Source organism: Stenotrophomonas sp. ZAC14D1_NAIMI4_1 (assembly GCF_003086775.1).
Lineage (GTDB): Bacteria > Pseudomonadota > Gammaproteobacteria > Xanthomonadales > Xanthomonadaceae > Stenotrophomonas.
Genome location: NZ_CP026001.1, coordinates 1,411,614 through 1,432,911, shown reverse-complemented (window position 1 = coordinate 1,432,911; position 21,298 = coordinate 1,411,614). Strand labels below are relative to the sequence as shown.

General features: G+C 64.6%; 18 protein-coding genes. 14 read left to right on the top strand and 4 right to left on the bottom strand.

Translation table 11 applies throughout. From position 1 onward, the window contains the following. The first annotated feature begins 184 nt into the window (after positions 1-184). The 3 genes from C1927_RS06625 to C1927_RS06615 all read left to right on the top strand — a co-directional run bounded on the left by C1927_RS06625 (position 185) and on the right by C1927_RS06615 (position 5,529). Entirely contained in the window at positions 185-4,714 is a 4,530-nt protein-coding gene (locus tag C1927_RS06625; protein ID WP_159095315.1) for an RHS repeat-associated core domain-containing protein, read from the top strand. A gap of 10 nt (positions 4,715-4,724) precedes the next feature. Continuing rightward, the gene (locus tag C1927_RS21355) at positions 4,725-5,096 is read left to right on the top strand and encodes a hypothetical protein (protein WP_159095314.1); all 372 of its coding nucleotides are present in this window, start codon (positions 4,725-4,727) and stop codon (positions 5,094-5,096) included. Positions 5,097-5,157: 61 nt separating this feature from the next. Then, positions 5,158-5,529 carry a hypothetical protein gene (locus C1927_RS06615; protein ID WP_108746238.1) on the top strand — a complete coding sequence of 124 codons (372 nt, stop codon included), beginning with the start codon at positions 5,158-5,160 and terminating at the stop codon, positions 5,527-5,529. Between the two features lie 92 nt (positions 5,530-5,621). On the opposite strand, the gene C1927_RS06610 is transcribed toward C1927_RS06615, so the two are convergent. Both C1927_RS06610 and C1927_RS06605 read right to left on the bottom strand, forming a co-directional pair. Continuing rightward, positions 5,622-6,083, bottom strand: a complete 462-nt coding sequence (locus tag C1927_RS06610) for a DUF6130 family protein (RefSeq protein ID WP_159095313.1) — start codon at positions 6,081-6,083, stop codon at positions 5,622-5,624. Between the two features lie 63 nt (positions 6,084-6,146). Next, positions 6,147-6,602, bottom strand: coding sequence for a PaaI family thioesterase (locus C1927_RS06605; protein ID WP_079221166.1), 456 nt, complete (start codon positions 6,600-6,602; stop codon positions 6,147-6,149). Positions 6,603-6,709: 107 nt separating this feature from the next. On the opposite strand from C1927_RS06605, the gene C1927_RS21350 reads away from it, so the two are divergent. Next, positions 6,710-7,393, top strand: a complete 684-nt coding sequence (locus C1927_RS21350) for a hypothetical protein (protein ID WP_159095312.1) — start codon at positions 6,710-6,712, stop codon at positions 7,391-7,393. Between the two features lie 54 nt (positions 7,394-7,447). On the opposite strand, the gene C1927_RS06595 is transcribed toward C1927_RS21350, so the two are convergent. Next, a complete protein-coding gene (locus C1927_RS06595) occupies positions 7,448-8,386 on the bottom strand; it encodes a LysR family transcriptional regulator (RefSeq protein WP_108746236.1) in 939 nt (312 codons plus the stop codon). 107 nt (positions 8,387-8,493) lie between these two features. Between C1927_RS06595 and C1927_RS06590 the strand changes: the two genes are divergently transcribed. Then, positions 8,494-9,540: an alcohol dehydrogenase catalytic domain-containing protein gene (locus C1927_RS06590; RefSeq protein WP_216821174.1), complete on the top strand. Its 1,047-nt coding sequence runs from the start codon at positions 8,494-8,496 to the stop codon at positions 9,538-9,540. A 96-nt stretch (positions 9,541-9,636) separates the two neighbouring features. Here C1927_RS06590 and C1927_RS06585 read toward each other — a convergent pair whose 3' ends face one another. Next, complete coding sequence (locus tag C1927_RS06585; RefSeq protein WP_216821173.1) at positions 9,637-10,743, bottom strand: glycoside hydrolase family 43 protein; 1,107 nt, start codon at positions 10,741-10,743, stop codon at positions 9,637-9,639. Between C1927_RS06585 and C1927_RS06580 the strand changes: the two genes are divergently transcribed. From C1927_RS06580 to C1927_RS06540, 9 genes are all read left to right on the top strand, one after another. Then, the gene (locus C1927_RS06580; RefSeq protein WP_108746234.1) at positions 10,742-11,662 is read left to right on the top strand and encodes a 2-dehydro-3-deoxygalactonokinase; all 921 of its coding nucleotides are present in this window, start codon (positions 10,742-10,744) and stop codon (positions 11,660-11,662) included. The two genes, C1927_RS06585 and C1927_RS06580, sit on opposite strands and share 2 nt — an antisense overlap. An 87-nt stretch (positions 11,663-11,749) precedes the next feature. After that, complete coding sequence (locus tag C1927_RS06575; RefSeq protein ID WP_108746233.1) at positions 11,750-12,895, top strand: aldose epimerase family protein; 1,146 nt, start codon at positions 11,750-11,752, stop codon at positions 12,893-12,895. Positions 12,896-13,017: 122 nt separating this feature from the next. Then, positions 13,018-14,166 carry a cellulase family glycosylhydrolase gene (locus C1927_RS06570; protein WP_108746232.1) on the top strand — a complete coding sequence of 383 codons (1,149 nt, stop codon included), beginning with the start codon at positions 13,018-13,020 and terminating at the stop codon, positions 14,164-14,166. 73 nt (positions 14,167-14,239) lie between these two features. Then, positions 14,240-16,996: a TonB-dependent receptor gene (locus C1927_RS06565; RefSeq protein WP_108746231.1), complete on the top strand. Its 2,757-nt coding sequence runs from the start codon at positions 14,240-14,242 to the stop codon at positions 16,994-16,996. Positions 16,997-17,095: 99 nt separating this feature from the next. Further along, a complete protein-coding gene (locus tag C1927_RS06560) occupies positions 17,096-17,812 on the top strand; it encodes a FadR/GntR family transcriptional regulator (RefSeq protein ID WP_079221157.1) in 717 nt (238 codons plus the stop codon). A 25-nt stretch (positions 17,813-17,837) separates the two neighbouring features. Then, positions 17,838-18,458 carry a 2-dehydro-3-deoxy-6-phosphogalactonate aldolase gene (locus tag C1927_RS06555; protein ID WP_254051543.1) on the top strand — a complete coding sequence of 207 codons (621 nt, stop codon included), beginning with the start codon at positions 17,838-17,840 and terminating at the stop codon, positions 18,456-18,458. Continuing rightward, a complete protein-coding gene (dgoD, locus tag C1927_RS06550) occupies positions 18,455-19,603 on the top strand; it encodes a galactonate dehydratase (RefSeq protein ID WP_108746229.1) in 1,149 nt (382 codons plus the stop codon). Before C1927_RS06555 ends, dgoD begins: the two co-directional genes overlap by 4 nt. A gap of 5 nt (positions 19,604-19,608) precedes the next feature. Next, a complete protein-coding gene (locus tag C1927_RS06545; protein ID WP_108746228.1) occupies positions 19,609-20,394 on the top strand; it encodes an SDR family oxidoreductase in 786 nt (261 codons plus the stop codon). Next, entirely contained in the window at positions 20,391-21,293 is a 903-nt protein-coding gene (locus tag C1927_RS06540; protein ID WP_216821171.1) for an SMP-30/gluconolactonase/LRE family protein, read from the top strand. Before C1927_RS06545 ends, C1927_RS06540 begins: the two co-directional genes overlap by 4 nt. The last annotated feature ends 5 nt before the right edge of the window (positions 21,294-21,298 follow it).

Genomic DNA, 21,298 nt, shown 5'->3' with positions numbered 1-21,298 from the left:
TCACAGTGAGCGATCAATGAAGCGCGTCTGCCGGCGCAGCGATGCTCCAGTCATTTTCGATGCCTGCCCCACCACATTGGGCGCCGAGCCAGAGCATGGAAATGGTTGACTGCGCGAAGTGGCAGGACACAACTGATATCAACAGCTCGGCCGAGTCTGTCGTGACCCATGAAGGAGTATGGCGATGCAGGGACTTCTGGCGATACAACGCGTGGCGGTGCGCTTCGGTATGGCGTCCACGCTTCTGCTCAGCTTCGCGGTGCAGGCCGAGACCTACTGGCTCGACTCCCGCTTCAACGACAGCGAGCCCCACTACCCCACAGCAGAAGAGGCCTGCGTCACCGGCGAACTGGAACGCCGCCTGGATGGCCATCGTGCAAAGAGCGCGTTACCGCATCGCTACGCCGCTGTTTCCGTCGGACCGTACCTCGATGGCGAAGCCATATGCCGGGGCCAACTGCAACGCCGCCAGTTCAATTCGTGGCTGCCCGTCGAAATTGTGAACACGTTCGTCTACGGCCCACGCGGTGCAAGACCGCCCTGCCCGCTCGGCGGCCTCGCCGACCCGGACACCGGTCAGTGCGGCATACCCAAGTGCGACAGCAACTGCCCCGCCGACGGAGGCAATGCATCCAACCCCATAGCCAGCGCTACCGGCAACAAGCGTCAGCAGGAGACGGACTACGTTGGAGCGGGAGCATTCCCACTGCAGTTCGTTCGCGTCTACAACAGCCATCGCGTGCCGGACAGCCGAGCGCTTCCTATCGGCATTGGCTGGAGCCACAACTATGCAACCCGACTCGAGCCGGTCACCGACGCCGCCGGATCGGTCGTACGCCTCCGAGCTCATCGAGCCAATGGCGCTATTCAGACCTTCAGCCTTGTCAATGGCGAATGGACTGCAGGTAGCGATGTTCCGGAAAGACTGACCGTCATCCTGACAGGAGGGTCACTGGCTTCGGCAAGCTATCGCCGTGCGGACGATTCCGTCGAAGCCTATAACGAACTCGGCCGCCTGCACTCCATCACCTCGCGCGACGGGCTCGTGCAGACGCTTTCCTATGCTTCCGGCGCGGGCATCTCGCCGTACGTTCAACGCGTTACAGACCCGCAGGGACGGTCACTGGTGTTCGGCTACACAAGCGATCGCCTGACGAGTCTGACCGACAGCGCCGGGGCGGTCATCACCTACGCCTACACCGGCAGCGACCTGACCAGCGTGACCTATCCCTCGCCACGGTCCGGCCCGGCGACGCGTCTCTATCACTACAGCGAGCCAGGCCAGACCGGAGGGGTGGCGCAGCCGCACCTGCTAACCGGCATCACTGATGAGGACAATAATCGCTATGCAAGCTGGGCCTATGACGCCCAGCGGCGTGCCGTGCTCAGCGTGCACGGTCCCTTCGCTTCCGGAACCGCAGATCGGGTCGAACTGCAGTTCAACAAGGACGGCAGCACCACGATCACCGACAGCCTCGGCAATGCCAGACGCTACGCGTTTGGCGTCGATCACGGAGTAGCGCGACTCGCATCGCTGGATGCGCCTTGCGACGACTGTGCCAGTGTTGCCGCGGCACGCACTTACGACAGCAACGGATATCCCGCCAGCCGGACGGACTTCAGGGGCAACGTTACCACCTATGCCTACAACGCCCGCGGACTGCAGACCCAGCGGATCGAGGCAGCCAACGACTTCGGCGGCAGCAAGCGCACAATCCAGACAGACTGGCATTCAACCTTCCGCCAGCCCATAGCGCGGCGAACCTATGACGCGGCGGACACGCTCGTTGCTGAGACCAGCTTCACTTACAACAGCCGTGGCCAGGTGCTCAGCGAGACTCGCAGGGATCCGGAAACATCCATCAGTCGCACAACGACGACGACCTACTGCGAGCCCGCTGACGCAAGCGCCGGCACCTGTCCGCTGGTTGGCTTGCCGATCAGCACCAAGGGCCCGCGTACCGACATCAGCGATACGACGACCTACGTCTACCACCAGACCGACCACGGCGATTGCAAAGTTGCCCCGACGGGATGTGCCTATCGCAAGGGTGATCTGTGGAAGATCATCGATCCGCTGGGGCGCATCACAGCCTTCCCGACCTACGACGGCGCGGGGCGACGATTGTCCTCCGTCGATCCGAACGGTGTAGAGACGAACTACGAATACCATCCGCGCGGCTGGATGACAGCGGAGAAAGTGCGAGGTCCGGATGACAGCACCGAGAGTGATGACCGCATAACGCGCACCGACTACCGGCCAACCGGCCTGGTCGAGCAGATCACCCAGCCCGACGGCGACTCGCTGGCGTTCTCCTACGATGCCGCGCATCGACTGGTACGCCTCACCGACAACAGTGGCGGCTACATCGCCTACACCCTGGATGCGGCGGGCAACCGCATTGCAGAGGAGACCCGGGACCCAGCCCAGAGAGTGCAACGCAGCCTGTCGCGCATCTACGACCTGAACGGGCGGCTTGCGACCGTCGCCGATGCGTCCAGCAACCCGACGGATTTCACGTACGACGACAACGGCAACATTACGGCGGTGACGGATGCATTGGGCCGCACTGAACGCCGTGAGTACGACGCACAGAACCGCCTCAGGCAGACCACGCAGGATGCCGGCGGAATCGCCGCCGCTACGCATTACCTCTACAACCCGTTGAATCGGCTCGTACAGGTCACTGACCCAAAGGGGCTGCAGACACACTACGCATACAACGCACTAGGCGACCTGCTGCAGCTGAGCAGTCCAGATACAGGCACGACCCGTTACAGCTATGACAGCGCAGGCAATCGCGACGGACTCACAGATGCCCGTGGACAGAGATTGGCGTATCGCTATGACGCGCTCAAACGACTGACCCGCGTTGCAGTTGCCGGTGCGCCTGCGCTGGACACGTCCTACCTCTATGATGCCGGGCCAACTGAGTGTGCAACGGGCGAGGCCTTTGCGTCTGGCTATCTGAGCCAAATTGTGGATGCCAGCGGCACGACGGGATACTGCTACGACCGCTTCGGCCGCATCGTACGCAAGACCCAGGTAACCGGCAGCCATAGCTTCGCAGCTCGCTACGCCTACAGCTTGGGTGGAAAGCTCCAAGCCATCACCTACCCAGATGGCACCTCGGTTGATTACGTGCGTGATCCCGAGGGCCGCATCTCGGAGATAGGCGTTACATCGCCCGGCGCCAGCCGCCAGGTGCTGCTGTCCGGTGTCACCTACTACCCCTTCGGACCTGCGGAAGGCTGGAGCTACGGCAATGGTCGGACCTTGGTCCGAGCCCATAACCGGAACTACCGCACCATTTCGCTGCGCGATGTCGACCGAGACGGCCTGGATGCAGGTTACGCCTACGACGCCATTGGCAACCTAACCGGCCTGCACACCGCTGGCCATGAATCTCCGGCGCTTGCCACCTACGACTACGACGCCCTCAAACGTCTGGTTGCATTCCGGGATGGGGCAACAGGAACCGCGATCGAGCGCTATGGCTACGACGCTACGGGAAACCGCACATCGTTCACCAACGCTGGAGGGACCGACGGTTACGCCTACCCGGCTGACAGCCATCGCCTTTTCTCGGTAGAGGGGGCACCCCGGAAGTACGACGCTGTTGGCAACACAACCTCCATTGATGGCGCAGATAGAGAGTTCGTCTTCGACCCGCTCAATAGATTGATACAGGTCAAGCAGAGCGGCCAGGTGATCCAGCAGTACGCATACAACGGCCGTGGTGAGCGGGTACGAAGCTACCTGGGGACCACCACCACGACCTACAGCGTCCACGATGAGAGCGGCCAATGGCTGGGTGACTACGATGCCACGGGTACGCCGATCCAACAGGTGATATGGCTGGGCGACCTGCCCGTGGGTGTATTGGTTGGCACCGCAGCGTCTTCGAATCGCCTGCACTACATCGAGCCGGATCAGCTCGGCGCACCACGCGCCGTCATCGAGGTTGCACGCAACGTTGCGGTCTGGTCGTGGGACAGCAGAGGCGAGGCATTTGGCAGCGACGGACCCAGCGAGGATCCGGATGCAGACGGTACGCCGTTCACGTTCAACATGCGCTTCGCGGGACAGCGGTACGACCCCTATAGCGGTCTTCACCATAACTACGCCCGTGAGTATGAGCCCGCTACAGGCCGGTATCTGCAGAGTGACCCCATTGGCCTGGCGGGAGGCATCAGCACTTACAGCTATGTCGAGTCCAACCCCCTTCTGTATACGGACAGCACAGGCCAAGCCAAGGATCAGGTCTGCATGGCGTCGTGCACCATCAGCGGAGGTGTCATCGGCGGCTATATCGGTTACGCCGGCGGCGGCATTGCAGGGGGCGTTGGTGGTGGGGCGGGATGCACGCTTTTCGCCCCCGGCGTCGGCACAGTCGGCTGCGGGGCAGGCGGTGCTGTAGCCGGCAGCAGTGCGGGAGGTGCAGCAGGCTCCGTCGTCGGCAGCTTCTATGGATATCTCACGGGCTTGGCGATCTGCCCGAGCGATGAAGACAATACTGACGAGTGCTACAGACGCTACGATGGTGAGGCGGTGGCGTGCGACAGATGGCGCGGGTTCGGGCCAGACAGAGATCCTGATCGCTGGTATCGAGCTTGTCTCACACGAGCGGCGGATCGTCGCAATCTGTGCGTCGCCAATAAGGGCCAATCTGGCGACGAGCCGCCCGTTTGGAAAGATCATGACCTCAGATAGGTGTTGCTCCATGAAAGATTCAAACCCGCAACTGGTCGAAACCCACTACCCCTCAGGAAAGATCAAATCTCGCGGCACCCGCGTGAATGGACATTGGGATGGACTCTGTCAACGCTGGTTCGAGAGTGGCGGACTGTTTACTCAGTCGGAGTACAGAGACGGCGTTATGAATGGCTTGTTACAGGAATGGACAGAGGACGGAGTGTTGACCTTGTCTGCCATTATCAGAAACGGTGATTACGACGGCCCCTACAAGAGTTGGTGGGACTCTGGCCTCCTCAAGGAGGAAGGCACGTTCCGCGCCGGCGAGCGGGTCGGAAGATATACCTGGTACAAGGTAGACGGTTCGCTGTGGAGGTTCTCGGACTTTGCCAGCGATTAGACATCACGAGCGCTAACCGTGCGCGAGCGGATCAAGCTGGAACTAAAATGGAAGGCCAACCATGAAAAATTCAAGCCTAAAGGTAGTGGAAAACCATTTCCCATCGGGAAAACTCGAGTCGCGCGGCACCCAGGTGGACGGACAGTGGATTGGCATTTTTCAGCGCTGGCACGAGAGCGGTGCACTTTTCGGCGAGAGCGAGTACATAGATGGCCAGCTAAACGGGATGATTCGAGAGTGGTCCGAGGATGGATTGCTCCTTCTGAGTGCAGCTGTCAAAGATGGTGAATTTCATGGGCCCTACAAGAGCTGGTGGGACTCAGGCCTCCTTAAGGAAGAGGGCACGTTTCAGGCCGGCAAGCGAATTGGAAGATACACCTGGTACAAGGTGGATGGCTCAGTCTGGAGATCTTCGGACATTGTCAGGGACTAGGCTCTATCAATACCCTCACATAGATTGACTGAGCTATAGCTTCAATAGGGGACCTACTAGAGTTCAATCCCCGAATTCCGGTCTTCCCTGGATCAGGGTACGACCAGCTCCATCGTCTGCGTCTCGATCACCGCGTGTGCGGCGTCGGCCAGCTCCACGCTCAGATGATGGACGCCGGACGGCAGCGTGCTGAAATAGATGGGATCCGTCTGGGCATGGATCCAGGACCATTCGTTTCCATCGACCTTGACGTGCAGGTGGCCGATCCTCGGTTTCAGATGGGTGACCTCCTCGCCATGTATTTCAGCGTACAGCGGCAGGATGGTCATGTTCTCTACGCGGAAGGGTACATACACGTAACCTTTCTGCAGAAAATCGGCACGTGGCGCAGAGAGGATCAGCTTCGGGGCCGCTTCATTCCTGCTTTCCGGTGCCACGGCCTGCTTCGCCGCCGTCATGGCGTGACTGCCGTGGTCGGCGGCATGGACTGGGAAAATTCCCGGCAAAGCGGCGATGAGGAAAGCAGCGAGGTAGCGAGGGGAGCGATTTTTCAAGTTCGTTTTCCTATGTACAAGAATCCTGCCCGCGGCGACACAGCAGCCAGGCGCGCGGCACCGTCAGGGCTGACGATCAGCAATGGCGAAGGTCGCTGTTGCATGCGCGTAGAGCTTCCCCGCGTCGTCAACTACCTTGGCCTCCGCGAGAGCCATCGTTCGTCCGAGATGGAGAACGGCGCCGACGCAACGGACGACCGCTTGGCCGGGTGCCACGCCCTTGACGTAGGTGATGTTCAGGTCCGTGGTCGCATAGCGCGTGCCGATGTCGAGCTGCGTCTGCACGGCCAGCGCCATCGCTCCATCGAGCAGGGTGGCGAGGTAGCCGCCATGGACAGCGCCCATCGGGTTGGCATGCTCCAGGCCTGGCGCGCCGCTCAAGGTCACGTGGCCGTCGTCAACGGCATCGATCGAGAGTCCGAGCGTCTGGCCGATGCCCTTGCCCAGGCCACCCGATGCCATTGCATTGCGAAGGAAATCAAGCCCGGTTGCGCTCTGTCTTTCAGGGGTCTGGTTCATGGCGGTACCTGCTTTGCGTTGCGATCCAATCTACCAGTTGGTAGGCTGGCAATCAACGACCCGAAGTGTTGATGCCTGCCCACCCGGCGCGCTCGGCACGTTGAGTCATGCGCGGCTACCTGATCGAGGGCAACTTCATGACCAGCGTTCGTACCCTGCCGGCGACAACGCCTGCCCTTCTGCCGAACGTGGACCGGAAGAGCACGCATCTGCCTGCCTGCCCCACTTCGGACTTCCCGACCCTGGTGAAGGCGCAGGCCAGGCCCCCCGCGCCAGCGATTGCGGGGACATCGCTGATGCAGGCCGCGCGAGCACCGCGTCGGCCGGAAACCGACGCGATGCTCGTACAGATGCTCATGTGTCGGAAGGTGTTGCAACAGGCATCAACCCGGGTGGGCCGGCCACCACCTACGGCCTCCGCAGGTGGTGCTGCTGCCACTGATTGCACTTCACCCAAGAGCGCCGATGCGATCGACCGTGCCTGCCCTGATGCACCCGACACCTTCCCTACGGCCGAGCACATTCAGGATCCAGCGGCGTTGCGAGCCGCCTCCTGCTGGAATGTCCCCGGGTACGGAGCGCCGATGGCATGCCCGCAGCACGTCGCGGCAATGAGCCCGTCGCTGCCTGAAAACATCCTGGTCGTGATACCGGGCCGGATCGTTCCCGATCCAGCGCAGTCGGCCAGCACGCGAGCGCTGCGTCGGCGCAAGCCGCGTCCACCCGGCAGCCATGGCCATCCCCCTGCTCTGCCCGGCGCGGGCTTCAACAGCGACGAACAACCAGAGTGATCGCGGCACTGCATCCGCGCTGGCGTGCGCGCAGCCGGCGCGTGGAAGGAAACATCATGCCTCCCCTGCGAACGGCGCGCCTGGAGCTTCAGTTCGAATCAGCCTGATCAAGGCCTTCAGTCCTGGCGGCACGTACCGGTGGCCCGGGTAGTACAGCGCAAGGCCAGGAAACTCGGGGCACCAGTCTTCAAGCAGCCGAAGCAGGCGACCATCGGCGAGCGGCTGGGCCGCCAGATGCTCGGGAACGAACGCGATGCCGATGCCCTCCATCGCCGCGTCGACCATCAAGGGCTGATCGGTCAGGGTCATGGGCCCGGACACATTGACGCGCTCCGTCGTGCCCTGGCGCTCGAACTCCCAGCGGTAGATGGCCCCGCTTTCGAACCGGAAGCGGATGCAGTCGTGCTGATGCAGATCCAGCGGGCGCATTGGGCGGCTGCGCACCCGCAGATACTCCGGGGAGGCGACCACCGCGAACCGCATGGGAGCGGTAACGGCTACGGCGACCATGTCCCGTGGCACTGCTTCGGCCAATCGGATGCCGGCATCGAAGCCGTTCGACACGATGTCGTCCAGCCGACCGTCGCTGACAATATCCAGGTGGACCTGCGGGTAGAGCTGCAGGAATCGCGCCATCACCGGCTTGAGCACCAGGCGGATGGCGCCTTCACTGGCGTTGATGCGGATCGTGCCGCGCGGCGCGTCTGCGCCTGCATCCACCGACTGCAGGGCTTCCTCGATGGAGGCCATGGCTGGCCGCAGCTTTTCTGCCAGTCGCTCACCCGCATCGCTCAGCGAAACGCTGCGGGTCGTGCGGTTGAACAGGCGTGCGCCCAACCGCCGTTCGAGCGCCTTGATTGCATGGCTGATCGCGGACGGGGTGATGTTCAACTCGGCAGCCGCGCTGCGGAAACTGCGATGCGTAGCCACCGCCAGGAACGCCGTAAACGCGGTCATCTCAACGCCTGTCGATTGATGAAGCGCTTTCATCATGAGATCAAATATTGGAGATATTGTCTTGATAGTAAACCGATTCTAGGCTCACGGTTGTCCGCGGGTGCCAACCCTCGGGATTCGCAAACCGAAACAGGATCGAGACGATGAAGACGATGAAAGCGGTTGTGATGACCGGCCCGAACAATCCGTGGCAGGTGCAGGACGTGCCCGTGCCAGTGGTCGAAGCGGGCCAGGTACTGGTCAAGGTCTACGCATCGGGCATGTGCTACACCGATGTGTGGGCGACCCAGGGCTATGGCGGCGACATCTACCCCCAGACACCCGGGCATGAAGTGGTTGGCGAAGTCGTCGAGGTCGGCGCGGGCGTGCGCTCGCGTCGGGTAGGCGACCGCGTGGGTACCACCTGGGTCCAGTCGTCCTGCGGCCGCTGCCCCTACTGCCGCGAAAGCCGCCCATTGTCCGGCCAGACCGCCATGAACTGCGAGGCCCCCCGTACCACCGGCTTCGCTGCGCAGGGCGGCCATGCCCAGTACATTGCCGTCTCTGCCGAGGGCACGGTTCTGCTTCCGGACGGCCTGTCCTATGTGGACGCTGCGCCGATGATGTGTGCCGGCTACACCGCGTGGAGCGGCCTGCGTGATGCGGCGCCCCAGCCCAATGAGAAGATCGCCGTGCTTGGCATCGGTGGCCTGGGGCACGTTGCGCTGCAGTTTTCCAAGGCCTGCGGCTTCGAAACCATTGCCATTACCCATTCGGCAGACAAGCATGCCCTCGCCCGCCAGTTGGGCGCCGACCATGTCGTCGCCAGCGGAAAGGAACTGAAGGACATCGGCGGCGCCGATGTGCTGCTGGTAACGACCAATGCGTTCAACTCCGCCGAAGAAGCCATGGCCGGCCTGCGGGTCGATGGGCGCATCGTGTTGTGTGGTCTGGACTTCAGCCAGCCGTTCTCGATCTCATCAGAAGGCGTGCCTTTCCACATGATGCGCCAGCGCGTGATCGGCTCGACCCACGGCGGCCAGCATTACCTCAGCGAGGTATTGAATCTGGCGGCCACGGGCAAAGTGAAGCCGCTGGTCGAGACCTTCGCACTGGACCAGGCAACCGAAGCCTATGACCGGCTGGCATCGGGAAAAATGAGATTCCGCGGCGTCTTCCTGCCTTGGGGTGACACTGGGCGCAGTACGTAAAGACCTTCCCGAGAACATCCACCGCAGTTCCACTGAGTGGGCACCCGCCCACTCAGTGCATGGGTGCGCATTGCGCTGCACCAGGAGGGTGAGCGCCTAGTTGCGCTCAGCACGCCCCGCCGGCAGATCAAGTACCGGCCACCCTTTCTTGTCCCAGTGCACGGGCTGGACGCGCGGCGAGCGCTTGGCAGTGCAGCCCATGTCCGGACCGGAATTGCCGTGGTAGATGATCCAATCGGTGCCATCACTGCCCTGGAAGAAGCCGTTGTGACCCGGCGCATACACGTTGCCTGCAGGGTTCTTGGCAAGGATGGGCGCCTTCGCCTTGGTCCATGCACGGGCATCGAGTGGATCGGAACCGGCCTTCGCGTGCAGCAGCCCGATCGCGTAGTCGTCGGACCAGCATGCGCTTCCCGAATAGGTCAGGAAGAGGTCGCCGTTGGGGCCCTTCAGGAACTCCGGCCCTTCCAGGATCTGCCGGCCACCCTGGCGCTCCCACGCCTGGTCCGGCCGCGCGATGATGACCTCCTCGCCCTGCAGGGTCCACGGGTTTGCCATGGCCACGATGGCCAGCACGCTGTCGGGGCCCACGTACGGCGAATAGACGAAATAGCGCTTTTCACCGATCACGAAGGTGGTGCCGTCGATGCCGGCATGCGCCGTGGCCAGGCGCCCGCGATCAATCCATTCGCCCTTCGTCGGATCGGCATTGGTGTTCTCCAGCACGAACACGCCGCGCTGGGCATCTTCCTGGCCTTCGGCAGCGCCGCTGGCGGCAGCGGTGTAATAGATGTACCAGCGGCCATCGATGCGGTGCAGTTCGGGCGCCCAGATCGATGTTGCGTTGGGCCCGGTGGCTGGCGGGCGCCAGACCGTGACTTCCCGGGCCTGCGCCAGGTGTGCGAGGTCGCTGGTTGCGCGGATCGCCAGGCGGTCACCGTGGGTGGCCATGTAGTAGAAGGTCCGTCCGTCGCGGACGATCCACGGATCAGGGCCGGAATCGAGCAGCGGATTGTCCCGCGCCGGCTCGATTGCCGCTGCCCCTGCAGCTGCCTGCAGCAGTGCCGCTGCGAGCAATACCCGAAGTGTGTTCTGCACCATCCCGCCCTCCCGTTGATGTCCACACTGGCCGGTTGCCAGCCGGCCGCCACAGAAACATATAATCGGACAATTGGCAACGGCCACGACGTGGGGATGGGACATGCAGCATGACGTGCACAGCATCATCGGCATCAACTGGGGCAGCAGCAATCTTCGCGCCTACCTCATCGATGCATCCGGACAGATGGCCGACAGCCTTGAGGCCCCGGCAGGCGTGGCCGGCCTGGACCGCGATGGCATGGTGGCCGCCGCCGATGCGATCCGCCAGCGCTGGCCCGCCGCTGGCCACGTCTACGCGGCAGGCATGATCGGTTCCACCGTGGGCTGGGCGGATGCGGGCTATGTGGATTGCCCCGCCGGTGTGACCGATGTGGCGCGCAACCTGGTCACGGCCCATATCGGGACGCTGTCGATGCGCATCGTGCCTGGCATGGCCTGTGTGCGCACCGCCGACGGCGCGCCGGACGTGCTGCGCGGCGAAGAGACCGAGCTGCTGGGGCTGCTCGCCGGCGGTGGCATCGAGGCCACCTCGATTGTTGCCCTGCCCGGCACGCATACCAAGTGGATCGAACTGGTCGATGGCCGCGTCCACTCCTTCATGACCGCGATGTCCGGCGAGCTGTTCGACCGCCTTGCCAGCGGCGGCCTGCTGGCATCGGTACTGGAAGGACCGGGCGACGCCGGCCCGGCATTTGCCGAAGGCATGCGTGCAGCAGCGCGGGGTGGGCTGGGGTTGGGCACGTTGCTGTTCGGCGTGCGCGCACGCGTGGTGCGCGGGGTTCTGCCGCGCACCGAAAGCAGCGCGTACCTGCGCGGCCTGCTCGCCGGTGCGGAGATCGCCGATGCGCTGGCGCTGTACCCGCAACTGCAGCAGGCCTGCGTGCCATTGATCGGATCAGCGCCGGTGTGCCGCCTCTACCAGGCCGCGTTGGCCGGGATGGGCATCGCATCGCGCCCGGTGGCTTCAGCCGATGCCGTTGTCCGCGGATTCCATGCGCTTCATCAACTCGCGGCCAGCTAGGCCGAATACGTCGTGTTGCGTCGCAACGTGCGTATTGTCTGATTATATGTTTTTGTACGCCCACGACATTGAGAGGGGTCTGGGGCAATGCTTGCTGGCAAGGGAAAGACGGCGGGACTGATCGGGGCGATGGCACTGGCGGCTGCATCAGCCGCACACGGACAGGCGCGCACGGTGCTGGGCACCACGGCTGATGGCACGCGGGTCGAGTCGATCCAGTTGCGCGACGGCAGCGGCATGCAGGCCACCGTATTGACCCTGGGCGCAGCACTGCATTCGCTGCAGGTGCCGGACCGCGATGGCGCGTACGCCGATGTGCTGCTCGCTGATGGCACGCTGCAGGCCACCCTGGACAAGCCACAGTATTTCGGCGCGACGGTCGGTCGCTTCGCCAACCGCATCGCCGCAGGTCGCTTCAGCCTGGATGGCCGGACCTACCAGGTGCCCACCAATGACGGCCCCAACAGCCTGCACGGCGGCAGCCGTGGCTTCGACAAGGTGGTCTGGGATGTGGTCGAGGCCAAGGCCGACCACGTGACGCTGCGCCACGTCAGCGCCGATGGGGAACAGGGTTTCCCCGGCACGCTCACCGTCACCGCGACCTACACGCTGCAGGGCAATGGTCGCGTGCTGGTCGAGTACCGCGCGACCACCGACGCGCCGACCATCGTCAACCTGAGCAACCACGCCTACTGGAACCTGTCAGGCGAAGGCTCGGGTACGGCCATGGAGCACGAACTGACCATTCCGGCCAGCGCCTACACGCCCGTGGATGCCACCCTGATTCCCACCGGCGTGCTGCAGCCTGTGGAAGGCACGGCGTTTGATTTCCGCACGGCCAAGCCCATCGGGCGCGACCTGCGCCGTGGCGATGAGCCGCAGCTGCTGCACGGCCATGGCTATGACCACAACTGGGTGATCAGCCGCAGCCCCAGCAAAGAGCTTCGTGAAGTTGCCCGCGTCCACGACCCCCGTTCGGGCCGGGTGATGACCCTGTTGTCGACGCAGCCGGGCCTGCAGTTCTACTCCGGCAACTTCCTTGATGGCAGCACCGTGGGCAAGAGCGGTTCGGTCTACCGGCAGGGTGATGCCATTGCGCTGGAACCGCAGCTGTTCCCGGACACGCCGAACCAGCCTGCGTTCGGCTCGGCACGGCTGGACCCTGGCCAGACCTATCTGAACCGCATCGTCTACCAGTTCTCGACCGACCGCGACGCCCCCGCGCGCCGCTGAGTCACGCCTCCGTCGCGGCGACCAGGCACCCGCGGCCGCCGCGACCCGACGACATCGCACCACGCCCCGCCCTTCCGGCACCTGCCGGGAGCGGGCAGCTCATGACCAAGGAGATGCATCCCATGCGAAAGTGGCTTTCCCCCTTGCTGGCAACCCTGCTCGCCGTCGCGCCGATGGCGCATGCGAGCGACACCGCACGCTGGACCCCGGCGCAGGCCGACGCGTGGTATGCAAAGCAGCAGTGGCTGGTTGGTTCGAACTACGCAACGTCCAACGCGATCAACCAGCTGGAGATGTTCCAGCCCGAGACCTTCGACCCGGTGGCGATCGACCGCGAGCTGGGCTGGGCACACGAGCAGTTCGGCATGAACACCATGCGCGTGTACCTGCATGACCTGCTGTGGAAGCAGGACCCGCAGGGCCTGATCAAGCGCATCGACACGTTCCTGGATATCGCCCAGAAGCACGGCATCCGCCCGATGTTCGTGCTGTTCGACAGCTGCTGGGATCCGGACCCGGTGCTCGGCCCCCAGCACCGCCCCATTCCGGGCGTGCACAACTCGGGCTGGGTGCAGAGCCCCAGCCGACATGCCCTGGTGGACCCGGCCAATGACGCCCACTTCCGCAGCTATGTGGAGGGCGTCGTGGGCGCCTTCGCCGATGACAAGCGCGTGCTGGCCTGGGACCTGTGGAACGAACCGGACAACCCGGGCGGCGGCAACTACATGGACAAGCAGCTGGAGGGCGAGCAGGCCCGCATTGCCGAGCTGCTGCCGAAGATCTTCGAGTGGGCGCGGAGCAGGAAGCCGACCCAGCCGCTGACCAGCGGCGTGTGGATCGGTGATGACTGGTCGCCGGGCGCCGCTTCGCTGACCTCGATCCAGCGCACCCAGCTGGAACAGTCCGATGTGATCACCTTCCACAACTACGAGCAGCCCGAAGCCTTCCAGGCACGTGTAGCGCAGCTGCGCAAACATGGCCGTCCGCTCATCTGCACCGAGTGGCTGGCCCGCGGTGCAGGCTCCAATGTCGACACCATCCTGCCGATCGCCCGCCGCGAAAACATCGGCATGATCAACTGGGGCTTCGTGGATGGCGCCATCCAGACCCGCTTCCCGTGGGACAGCTGGCAGCGCCCGTACACGATGGAAGAACCCACCGTCTGGTTCCACGACCTGTTGAAGGCCGATGGAACGCCTTACCGCGCCCGTGAGGCAGAGCTGTTCCGCAGCCTGGCCAAGACCCCCCGCAACGCCGTGCCCGCCCTCTGAATCTTCCGCTGCGCCGGCACTGCCCGGTGCAGCTCCCACCTGCGCTTGTTTTCCGGAATCCGGAGCTACCGCCATGACCGTTTCTTCTTCCCGCACCCTGCTCTCCCTTGCCATCCTGTCCGCACTGGCCCTGCCCGGCCTTGCCCTGGCCCAGGACACCAGCACCGCCGGACCGGCCTCACCCGCGGCCCAGCAGCCGACCGCCACCGATCTTGATACCGTGACGGTGACCGCGCTGCGCCAGAGCCTGCAGACCGCGCAGACGCTCAAGCAGGAAGCGGCCATGGTGGTCGATTCAATCGTTGCCGAAGACATCGGCAAGCTGCCGGACAACAGCGTTGCCGATGCACTGCAGCGCGTGACCGGCGTGCAGGTCGCGCAGGGCAACCAGGGCGAGACCACCGGGGTCGTCATCCGTGGCCTGCCCAATGTGGTGAGCACGCTCAACGGGCGCGAGATCTTCAGCAGCTCGGGGCGCGGCTATGCCTTCCAGAACCTGCCGGCCACCGCAATCAAGACCCTCAGTGTCTACAAGAGCAGCGAAGCCAGCCTGCCGCTGGGCGGCATTGCCGGCCTGGTTGATATCGAACTGCGCAGGCCGCTGGATTTCGACGGTGCCGAGATTGCCGGCACGGTCACCGGCACGCACAGCAAGTACGGCGGCGACATCGACCCGTCGGCCAGCCTGCTGCTGAGCAACCGCTGGGATACCGACGCTGGGCAGTTCGGCGCCATGGTCAACTTCGGCTATGTCGGCAAGCACTATGTCTACGATGCGGTGTGGGGTGACTTCCCCAAGGTGCTGAACAACGACGACGGCACACCGATGCGCACCGACGCCGGCAACCTGGTGGCGGCGCCGAATGGCTGGGGTACCAATTACAGCCAGGGCGACCGCAAGCGCAGCGCCTTCAACTACGCGCTACAGTGGAAGCCGAGCGAGCGCACCGAGGTCTACGTCGAAGGCCTGTACGACTTCGTGCGCGATGACTATGACCAGGCATTCCTGTTCAGCTTCCCGGTGGGCGCGGTACAGCCGACCCGCCTGCAGGTGGGCGACAACTGCTATGCCAACCGCCTTGACGGCCCCCTGGCCGGGCAGACCATCTGCGATGCCACCAGTGGCGAATGGACCGGCGACACCTATGCCGCCAGCAGCACCCAGGCCCATCGGCAGCGTGGCCAGGACATCCAGAACGCGCTTGGATTCAAGTGGCGCGGGGATCAGCTGGAGCTGTCCACGGAGGTGTCGCGCACCTCGGGCTACTACCGCGATGAGAACTTCATCATCGACACCTTCATGAACGGCCCGATCACCACGATCTGGGACGGCACGGCAGGCAAGCACCAGAACTGGCATCTGGCCGGCAACCCGGCCAGCGACTCCTCGCGCTACTACCTCAATGGGCTCTTCCAGACGTGGGGCGAGTCGCGTGGCGAGGAAAACAGCTGGCGCGGTGATGGCCGCTTCGAATTCCTCGATGGCCCGATCGCCGCCATCCAGTTCGGCCTGCGCTATGCAGACCGCAATGCAAGCGCGAAGGGCAGCGTCGAGATCAGCACTCCGCCCCCGGGCGGTCCCGGCACCGGCAACATCACCGCTTCGCCGAACCCGGCCAACCAGGTCGACGCCCTGCTTGCGTCCGGCGCGATCCCGGGCGGCACGTTCTTCTGCAGCAAGCGCGGCAACTCGGCCCTGAACCAGCCGTTCCTGACGCCCTGCTATGACTACCTGATCGGCAACGCCGATGCGCTGCGCAACTACTACGGGCTGGCCGACGGCCTGGCCGCAGAGAATCCGGGGCGCTTCTTCGACATCCAGGAGCGCAAGTCGGCCGGCTACCTGCAGGCCAAGTACGATTTCAACCTGGGCAACCTGCGGGTGGATGGCCTGGTCGGCGTCCGCGCCGAGCAGATCAAGCGCGAGCTCAATGCCTACTCGTTCGATGCCGCCAGCGGCGTCTACAGCGCCATCAGCCGCGATACCAAAGATACCCAGGCGCTGCCCAATGCCAGCCTGAACCTGCACTTCAACGAGGCTTGGCAGCTGCGCCTGGTCGCGGCCAAGACCATGAGCTACCCGGACTTCGGCGCGCTGAATCCTTCGATCTCGCTGAACCCGGGCACGCTCAACCGTGCCGGCGTGGCCAGCAGCGGCAACCCGGACCTGAGCCCGATCAAGTCGACCAACTACGACGCCTCGCTGGAGTGGTACTTCTCACCGGTGGGCTACGTCAGCACCGGCGTCTTCTACCGCGACATCAACGGCTACATCCAGAACTACATCACCAACGTCGACATTGCCGGGGAAACCTACGAGCTGTCCTCGCCGCAGAGCGCCGGCAGCGGCCACCTGCAGGGCGTGGAATTCGCCTACCAGCAGACCTTCGACTTCCTGCCCGGGGCCTGGAGCGGCCTGGGTGCGCAGTTCAATTACACCTACATCGAAGGTGACACCAAGTCGCCGGAATTCATCGGCGGCCCGATCACCACCCGCCCGCTGCAGAACGTTTCCAAGAACAACTACAACGCCGTGCTGTTCTACGAGAACTTCGGCATGTCGGCGCGCCTGGCCTATGGCTACCGCAGCCGTTACATCGATTTCTTCACCCAGCCCACCGTGGCCGGCACCGAAGACCAGGTGGAGGCTGCCAGCTCGCTGGACTTCTCGATCAGCTACGACGCCACCCCGCGCACCACCGTGGTGTTTTCCGCCACCAACCTGCTGGGCAACAACCTGCACCAGTACTGGGGCAACGGCAACACCCGCCCGCGTGACATCCGCTACCAGGACAAGACCGTGGGCATCGGCTTCCGGTTCAAGCTCTGAAGGAAGACTGCATGAACACCCCCCACACCCTGCTGCATCCCTTTTGTCGGATAATAGGAGTGGCCGCGGCCTGCGGCGCACCGAGCCAGAGGGGCACCCGTGAAACGGATCGAGGTACGCAATCTCTACGACCAGGTCGCCCAGGAGATCGGGCAACGGATCATCAGCGGCGTACTTCAGCCAGGCGAGTTCCTGCCCAAGGAAGAACTTCTGGCGCAGACCTTGTCCGTGAGCCGTTCCGCGCTGCGCGAGGGCTTGAAGGTACTGGGCTCGAAAGGGTTGATCGAAACACGCCAGAAGACCGGGTCACGGGTACGCGAGCCGCGGCACTGGAAGCAGCTGGACAGCGACATCCTGGCGTGGCGCTGCGCGTTGATGCCCACCCAGGATTTCGTCAACAAGCTGGTGGAGATGCGCGAAGTGATCGAGCCGGCGGCAGCGGCGCTGGCAGCCCAGCGACGCTCGCCCGCACAGCTGGCCAGGATCGGCGAGGCGTACCAGGCCATGGCCGATGCGACCGACCAGGACGCATGGGCCAAGGCCGACCTGGCGTTCCACGAGAGCGTGCTCGATGCCACCAGCAACGAGCTGCTGGGCTCGTTGTTCTCGGTCATCGACGCGGCGCTGGGCACCTTCTTCCTGCTCTCGGCGCAGACGGCCAAGGACTTCAAGTACTCCCTGCCCCGGCATTTCGACGTATACGACGCCATCAGGCTGAAGCAGCCCGATGCGGCGCGCGCCGCCATGCTGGACATGATTGCCGACTCCAAGGCCAACCTGAAGGGTGGCCGGCGCAGGCGCGCACCCGCTCGATAGAGGATTTCCGATGAGTACCGCGTGGATGCAACCCCTTCCCCTGGTTGCGATCCTGCGCGGGCTCACCCCGCAGGAAGCACCCGCGATCGGTGCGGCCCTGGCCGATGCCGGCTTCCATCTGCTGGAAGTGCCGCTCAATTCACCGCAGCCACTGCACAGCATCGAACTGCTGGCCCGGCAGCTGGGTGACCGTTGCCTGGTCGGCGCTGGCACGGTGCTGACCACCGGCCAGGTACAGGACGTCGCCAATGCGGGCGGCCGCCTGCTGGTGATGCCACATGCCGATGTCGAGGTGATCGCTTCGGCACATGCGCTGGGCATGCGCTGCACGCCCGGCGTTGCCACCCCGACCGAGGCCTTCGCTGCGCTGCGCGCTGGCGCCGACGCACTCAAGCTGTTCCCTGCCGAGCAGTTGCCGCCCCCCGTATTGAAGGCCTGGTCAAGCGTATTGCCGGCGGGCACCGCACTGCTGCCGGTCGGCGGCATCACCCCTGAGCGCATGGCCGCCTATCGCAGCGCCGGCGCCGCCGGCTTCGGCATCGGCTCGGCGCTATATGCCCCGGGAACCCCGGCGGCCGAAGTCGCACGCCGCGCACGCGCCTTCATCGACGCCTGGCACCAGGCGAACACGGACTCCCACGCATGAAAATCACCGCCATCACCACCTTCCTCGTGCCGCCGCGCTGGTGCTTTGTGCGCATCGACACCGACACGGGCATCAGCGGCTGGGGCGAGCCCATCGTCGAAGGGCGCGCACATACCGTTGCCGCCGCTGTGGAAGAGCTTTCCGATTACCTGATCGGCAAGGACCCGCGCCACATCGAGGACCACTGGAACGTCCTCTACCGCGGCGGCTTCTATCGCGGCGGCCCGATCCTGATGAGTGCGCTGGCCGGCATCGACCAGGCGCTGTGGGACATCCACGGCAAGGCACTGGGCGTACCGGTGCACACGCTGCTGGGCGGCCCCGTCCGCGAGCGCATCCGGGTCTATTCGTGGATCGGCGGTGACCGCCCCGCAGACACGGCGCGTGCAGCTGCCGAAGCCGTGGCCCGGGGCTTCACCGCGGTCAAGATGAACGCTACCGAAGAAGTGCAGTTCGTCGATTCGCATGCCAAGGTCACCCGCGTGCTGGAGAACGTGCAGGCCGTGCGCGATGCGGTCGGCAGCGATGTCGGCCTGGCCGTGGACTTCCATGGGCGCGTGCACAAGCCGATGGCCAAGGTGCTGATGCGCGAACTGGCCCCGTTCAACCTGATGTTCATCGAGGAGCCGGTGCTTTCCGAACACCTGGAAGCCATTCCGGAACTGGCCGCGCTTTCGCCGGCACCGATCGCCCTCGGCGAACGCCTGTACTCGCGCTTCGACTTCAAGCGCGTGCTGCAGACCGGTGGCGTGGACATTCTGCAGCCGGATCCTTCGCACTCGGGCGGCATCACCGAAACGCGCAAGATCGCAGCCATGGCCGAAGCCTACGACGTGGCCCTCGCCCTGCACTGCCCGTTGGGACCGATCGCCCTGGCCGCCAACCTGCAGCTGGATGCGGTCTGCTACAACGCCTTCATCCAGGAACAGAGCCTGGGCATCCACTACAACGCCAGCAACGACCTGCTCGACTACCTGGTCGACCGTACGCCCTTCCAGTACCAGGACGGGTTCGTCAGCATCCCCGATGGCCCCGGGCTGGGCATCGAGATCAACCAGGCCTACGTGGACGAGCGTGCCGCCGAAGGCCATCGTTGGCGCAACCCCATCTGGCGCCATGCCGATGGCAGCGTGGCCGAGTGGTGAGCGGCATGAGCATCCCCCTCTCTTCGCAGCCCGCCATGGCCACCTATCCCAGCCTGGACGGTCGCAGTGTGCTGGTGACCGGCGGTGCCACCGGCATCGGCGCGGCCTTCGTCGAGCACTTTGCCCGGCAGGGTGCCAGGGTCGCCTTCCTCGACATCGACGATGCCAGCGGCCATGCACTGGTCCAGGCACTGGCCGATGTGCGCCACGTTCCGATCTACCTGCATGCCGATGTCACCGCGCTTGCGTCCTTCCAGGCCGCCATCGCCGAGGCCCGCCGGCAGATCGGCCCCATCGCAGTGCTGGTCAACAATGCCGCCAACGACGCCCGCCACAGCCTTGCCGACACGCGAGCCGAAGACTTCGAGCGCAGCATCGCGGTCAACCTGCGCCACCAGTACTTCGCCATCCAGGCCGTCGCACCGGACATGCGCGTACTCGGCGGCGGCTCGATCATCTGCCTGGGTTCCACCGGCTGGATGATCAAGAACAGCGGCTACCCGATGTACGCCATGGCCAAGTCGGCCGTGCACGGCCTGGTCAACGGCCTGGCGCGGGAACTGGGCCAGGACCGCATCCGTATCAACGCGCTGGTGCCGGGCTGGGTGATCACCGAAAAACAGCAGCGGCTGTGGCTGGATGAAGAAGGCGAAGCACAACTGCGCCGCGCGCAGTGCCTGCCCGGTTACCTGCGTGCGGATGACCTTGCCCGTGCAGCGCTGTTTCTTGCGGCCGACGACAGCCGCATGTGTACGGGGCAGGATTTCATCGTGGATGGAGGCTGGGTGTGAATGCAGCCCTGACTCCTGCGGTGGCGTCCGCCAATACGCTGGGTGAAGGCGTCGTGTGGTGCGAACGCGAGCAGGCGGTGTACTGGACCGACATCGTCCAGTCCCGGCTGTGGCGCTACCAGCCAGCCACCGCAGCGGTGGACCAGTGGGCGATGCCCGAACGCCTGGCATCGGTGGCCTTGTGCGAGGCGGATGGCTGGCTCCTGCTGGCGCTGGCAACGCGGCTGGCATTCTTCCATCCCGGGCGCAACGAACTGCGCGAACTGCACCGGCTGGACGAAGTCGCACAGACCCGCGCCAACGACGGCGCCTGCGACCGCCAGGGCCGCTTCGTGTTCGGCATGCTGCACGAACCGGCCGTGGGCCCGAAGCAGGCGGTGGCGCCGTTCTACCGGCTGCACGCCGATCTACGGCTGGAGCGTCTTGCCCTGCCAGCAGTTGCGATCTCCAACAGCGTGGCCTTCAGCCCGCGCGGTGACACCCTGTACTTCTGCGATTCGCAGCAGAAGCTGCTGTGGTGCTGCCGCTATGGCGACACGCTCGGCCCGGTGCAGGTGTTTGCCGACCTGCGTGATGAGCCCGGCGAGCCGGACGGCAGCGCGGTCGATGCAGAGGGCGGCCTGTGGAATGCGCGCTGGGGCGCATCACGGATCGTCCGTTATCTGCCTGATGGCCGCGAGGACTGCGTCATCCATGTGCCGGCCAGCCAGCCGACCCGGCCCGCCTTCGGCGGCAGCGACCTGCGGACGTTGTTCGTCACCAGCGCGCTGGACGGGCTGGACCCGGCCCAACGCCTCCGCGAGCCGCTGGCCGGCCATCTGTTCGCCATCGATGCCGGCATCGCCGGCATTCCCGAGCGCCGGTTCGCCGGCAACCCCGACCACCTGCCGCCCCGCTGACAGCG

What these genes read in the sequence shown, in the direction of transcription:
- C1927_RS21350 (WP_159095312.1), top strand. Translation starts at nt 6,710, where the DNA reads ATGCGCGGCTACCTGATCGAGGGCAACTTCATGACCAGCGTTCGTACC.
- C1927_RS06565 (WP_108746231.1), top strand. Translation starts at nt 14,240, where the DNA reads ATGACCGTTTCTTCTTCCCGCACCCTGCTCTCCCTTGCCATCCTGTCC.
- C1927_RS21355 (WP_159095314.1), top strand. Translation starts at nt 4,725, where the DNA reads ATGAAAGATTCAAACCCGCAACTGGTCGAAACCCACTACCCCTCAGGA.
- C1927_RS06585 (WP_216821173.1), bottom strand. Translation starts at nt 10,743, where the DNA reads ATGTCCCATCCCCACGTCGTGGCCGTTGCCAATTGTCCGATTATATGT.
- C1927_RS06590 (WP_216821174.1), top strand. Translation starts at nt 8,494, where the DNA reads ATGAAGACGATGAAAGCGGTTGTGATGACCGGCCCGAACAATCCGTGG.
- C1927_RS06570 (WP_108746232.1), top strand. Translation starts at nt 13,018, where the DNA reads ATGCGAAAGTGGCTTTCCCCCTTGCTGGCAACCCTGCTCGCCGTCGCG.
- C1927_RS06605 (WP_079221166.1), bottom strand. Translation starts at nt 6,602, where the DNA reads ATGAACCAGACCCCTGAAAGACAGAGCGCAACCGGGCTTGATTTCCTT.
- C1927_RS06615 (WP_108746238.1), top strand. Translation starts at nt 5,158, where the DNA reads ATGAAAAATTCAAGCCTAAAGGTAGTGGAAAACCATTTCCCATCGGGA.
- C1927_RS06625 (WP_159095315.1), top strand. Translation starts at nt 185, where the DNA reads ATGCAGGGACTTCTGGCGATACAACGCGTGGCGGTGCGCTTCGGTATG.
- C1927_RS06580 (WP_108746234.1), top strand. Translation starts at nt 10,742, where the DNA reads ATGCAGCATGACGTGCACAGCATCATCGGCATCAACTGGGGCAGCAGC.
- dgoD (WP_108746229.1), top strand. Translation starts at nt 18,455, where the DNA reads ATGAAAATCACCGCCATCACCACCTTCCTCGTGCCGCCGCGCTGGTGC.
- C1927_RS06555 (WP_254051543.1), top strand. Translation starts at nt 17,838, where the DNA reads ATGCAACCCCTTCCCCTGGTTGCGATCCTGCGCGGGCTCACCCCGCAG.
- C1927_RS06595 (WP_108746236.1), bottom strand. Translation starts at nt 8,386, where the DNA reads ATGATGAAAGCGCTTCATCAATCGACAGGCGTTGAGATGACCGCGTTT.
- C1927_RS06545 (WP_108746228.1), top strand. Translation starts at nt 19,609, where the DNA reads ATGAGCATCCCCCTCTCTTCGCAGCCCGCCATGGCCACCTATCCCAGC.
- C1927_RS06575 (WP_108746233.1), top strand. Translation starts at nt 11,750, where the DNA reads ATGCTTGCTGGCAAGGGAAAGACGGCGGGACTGATCGGGGCGATGGCA.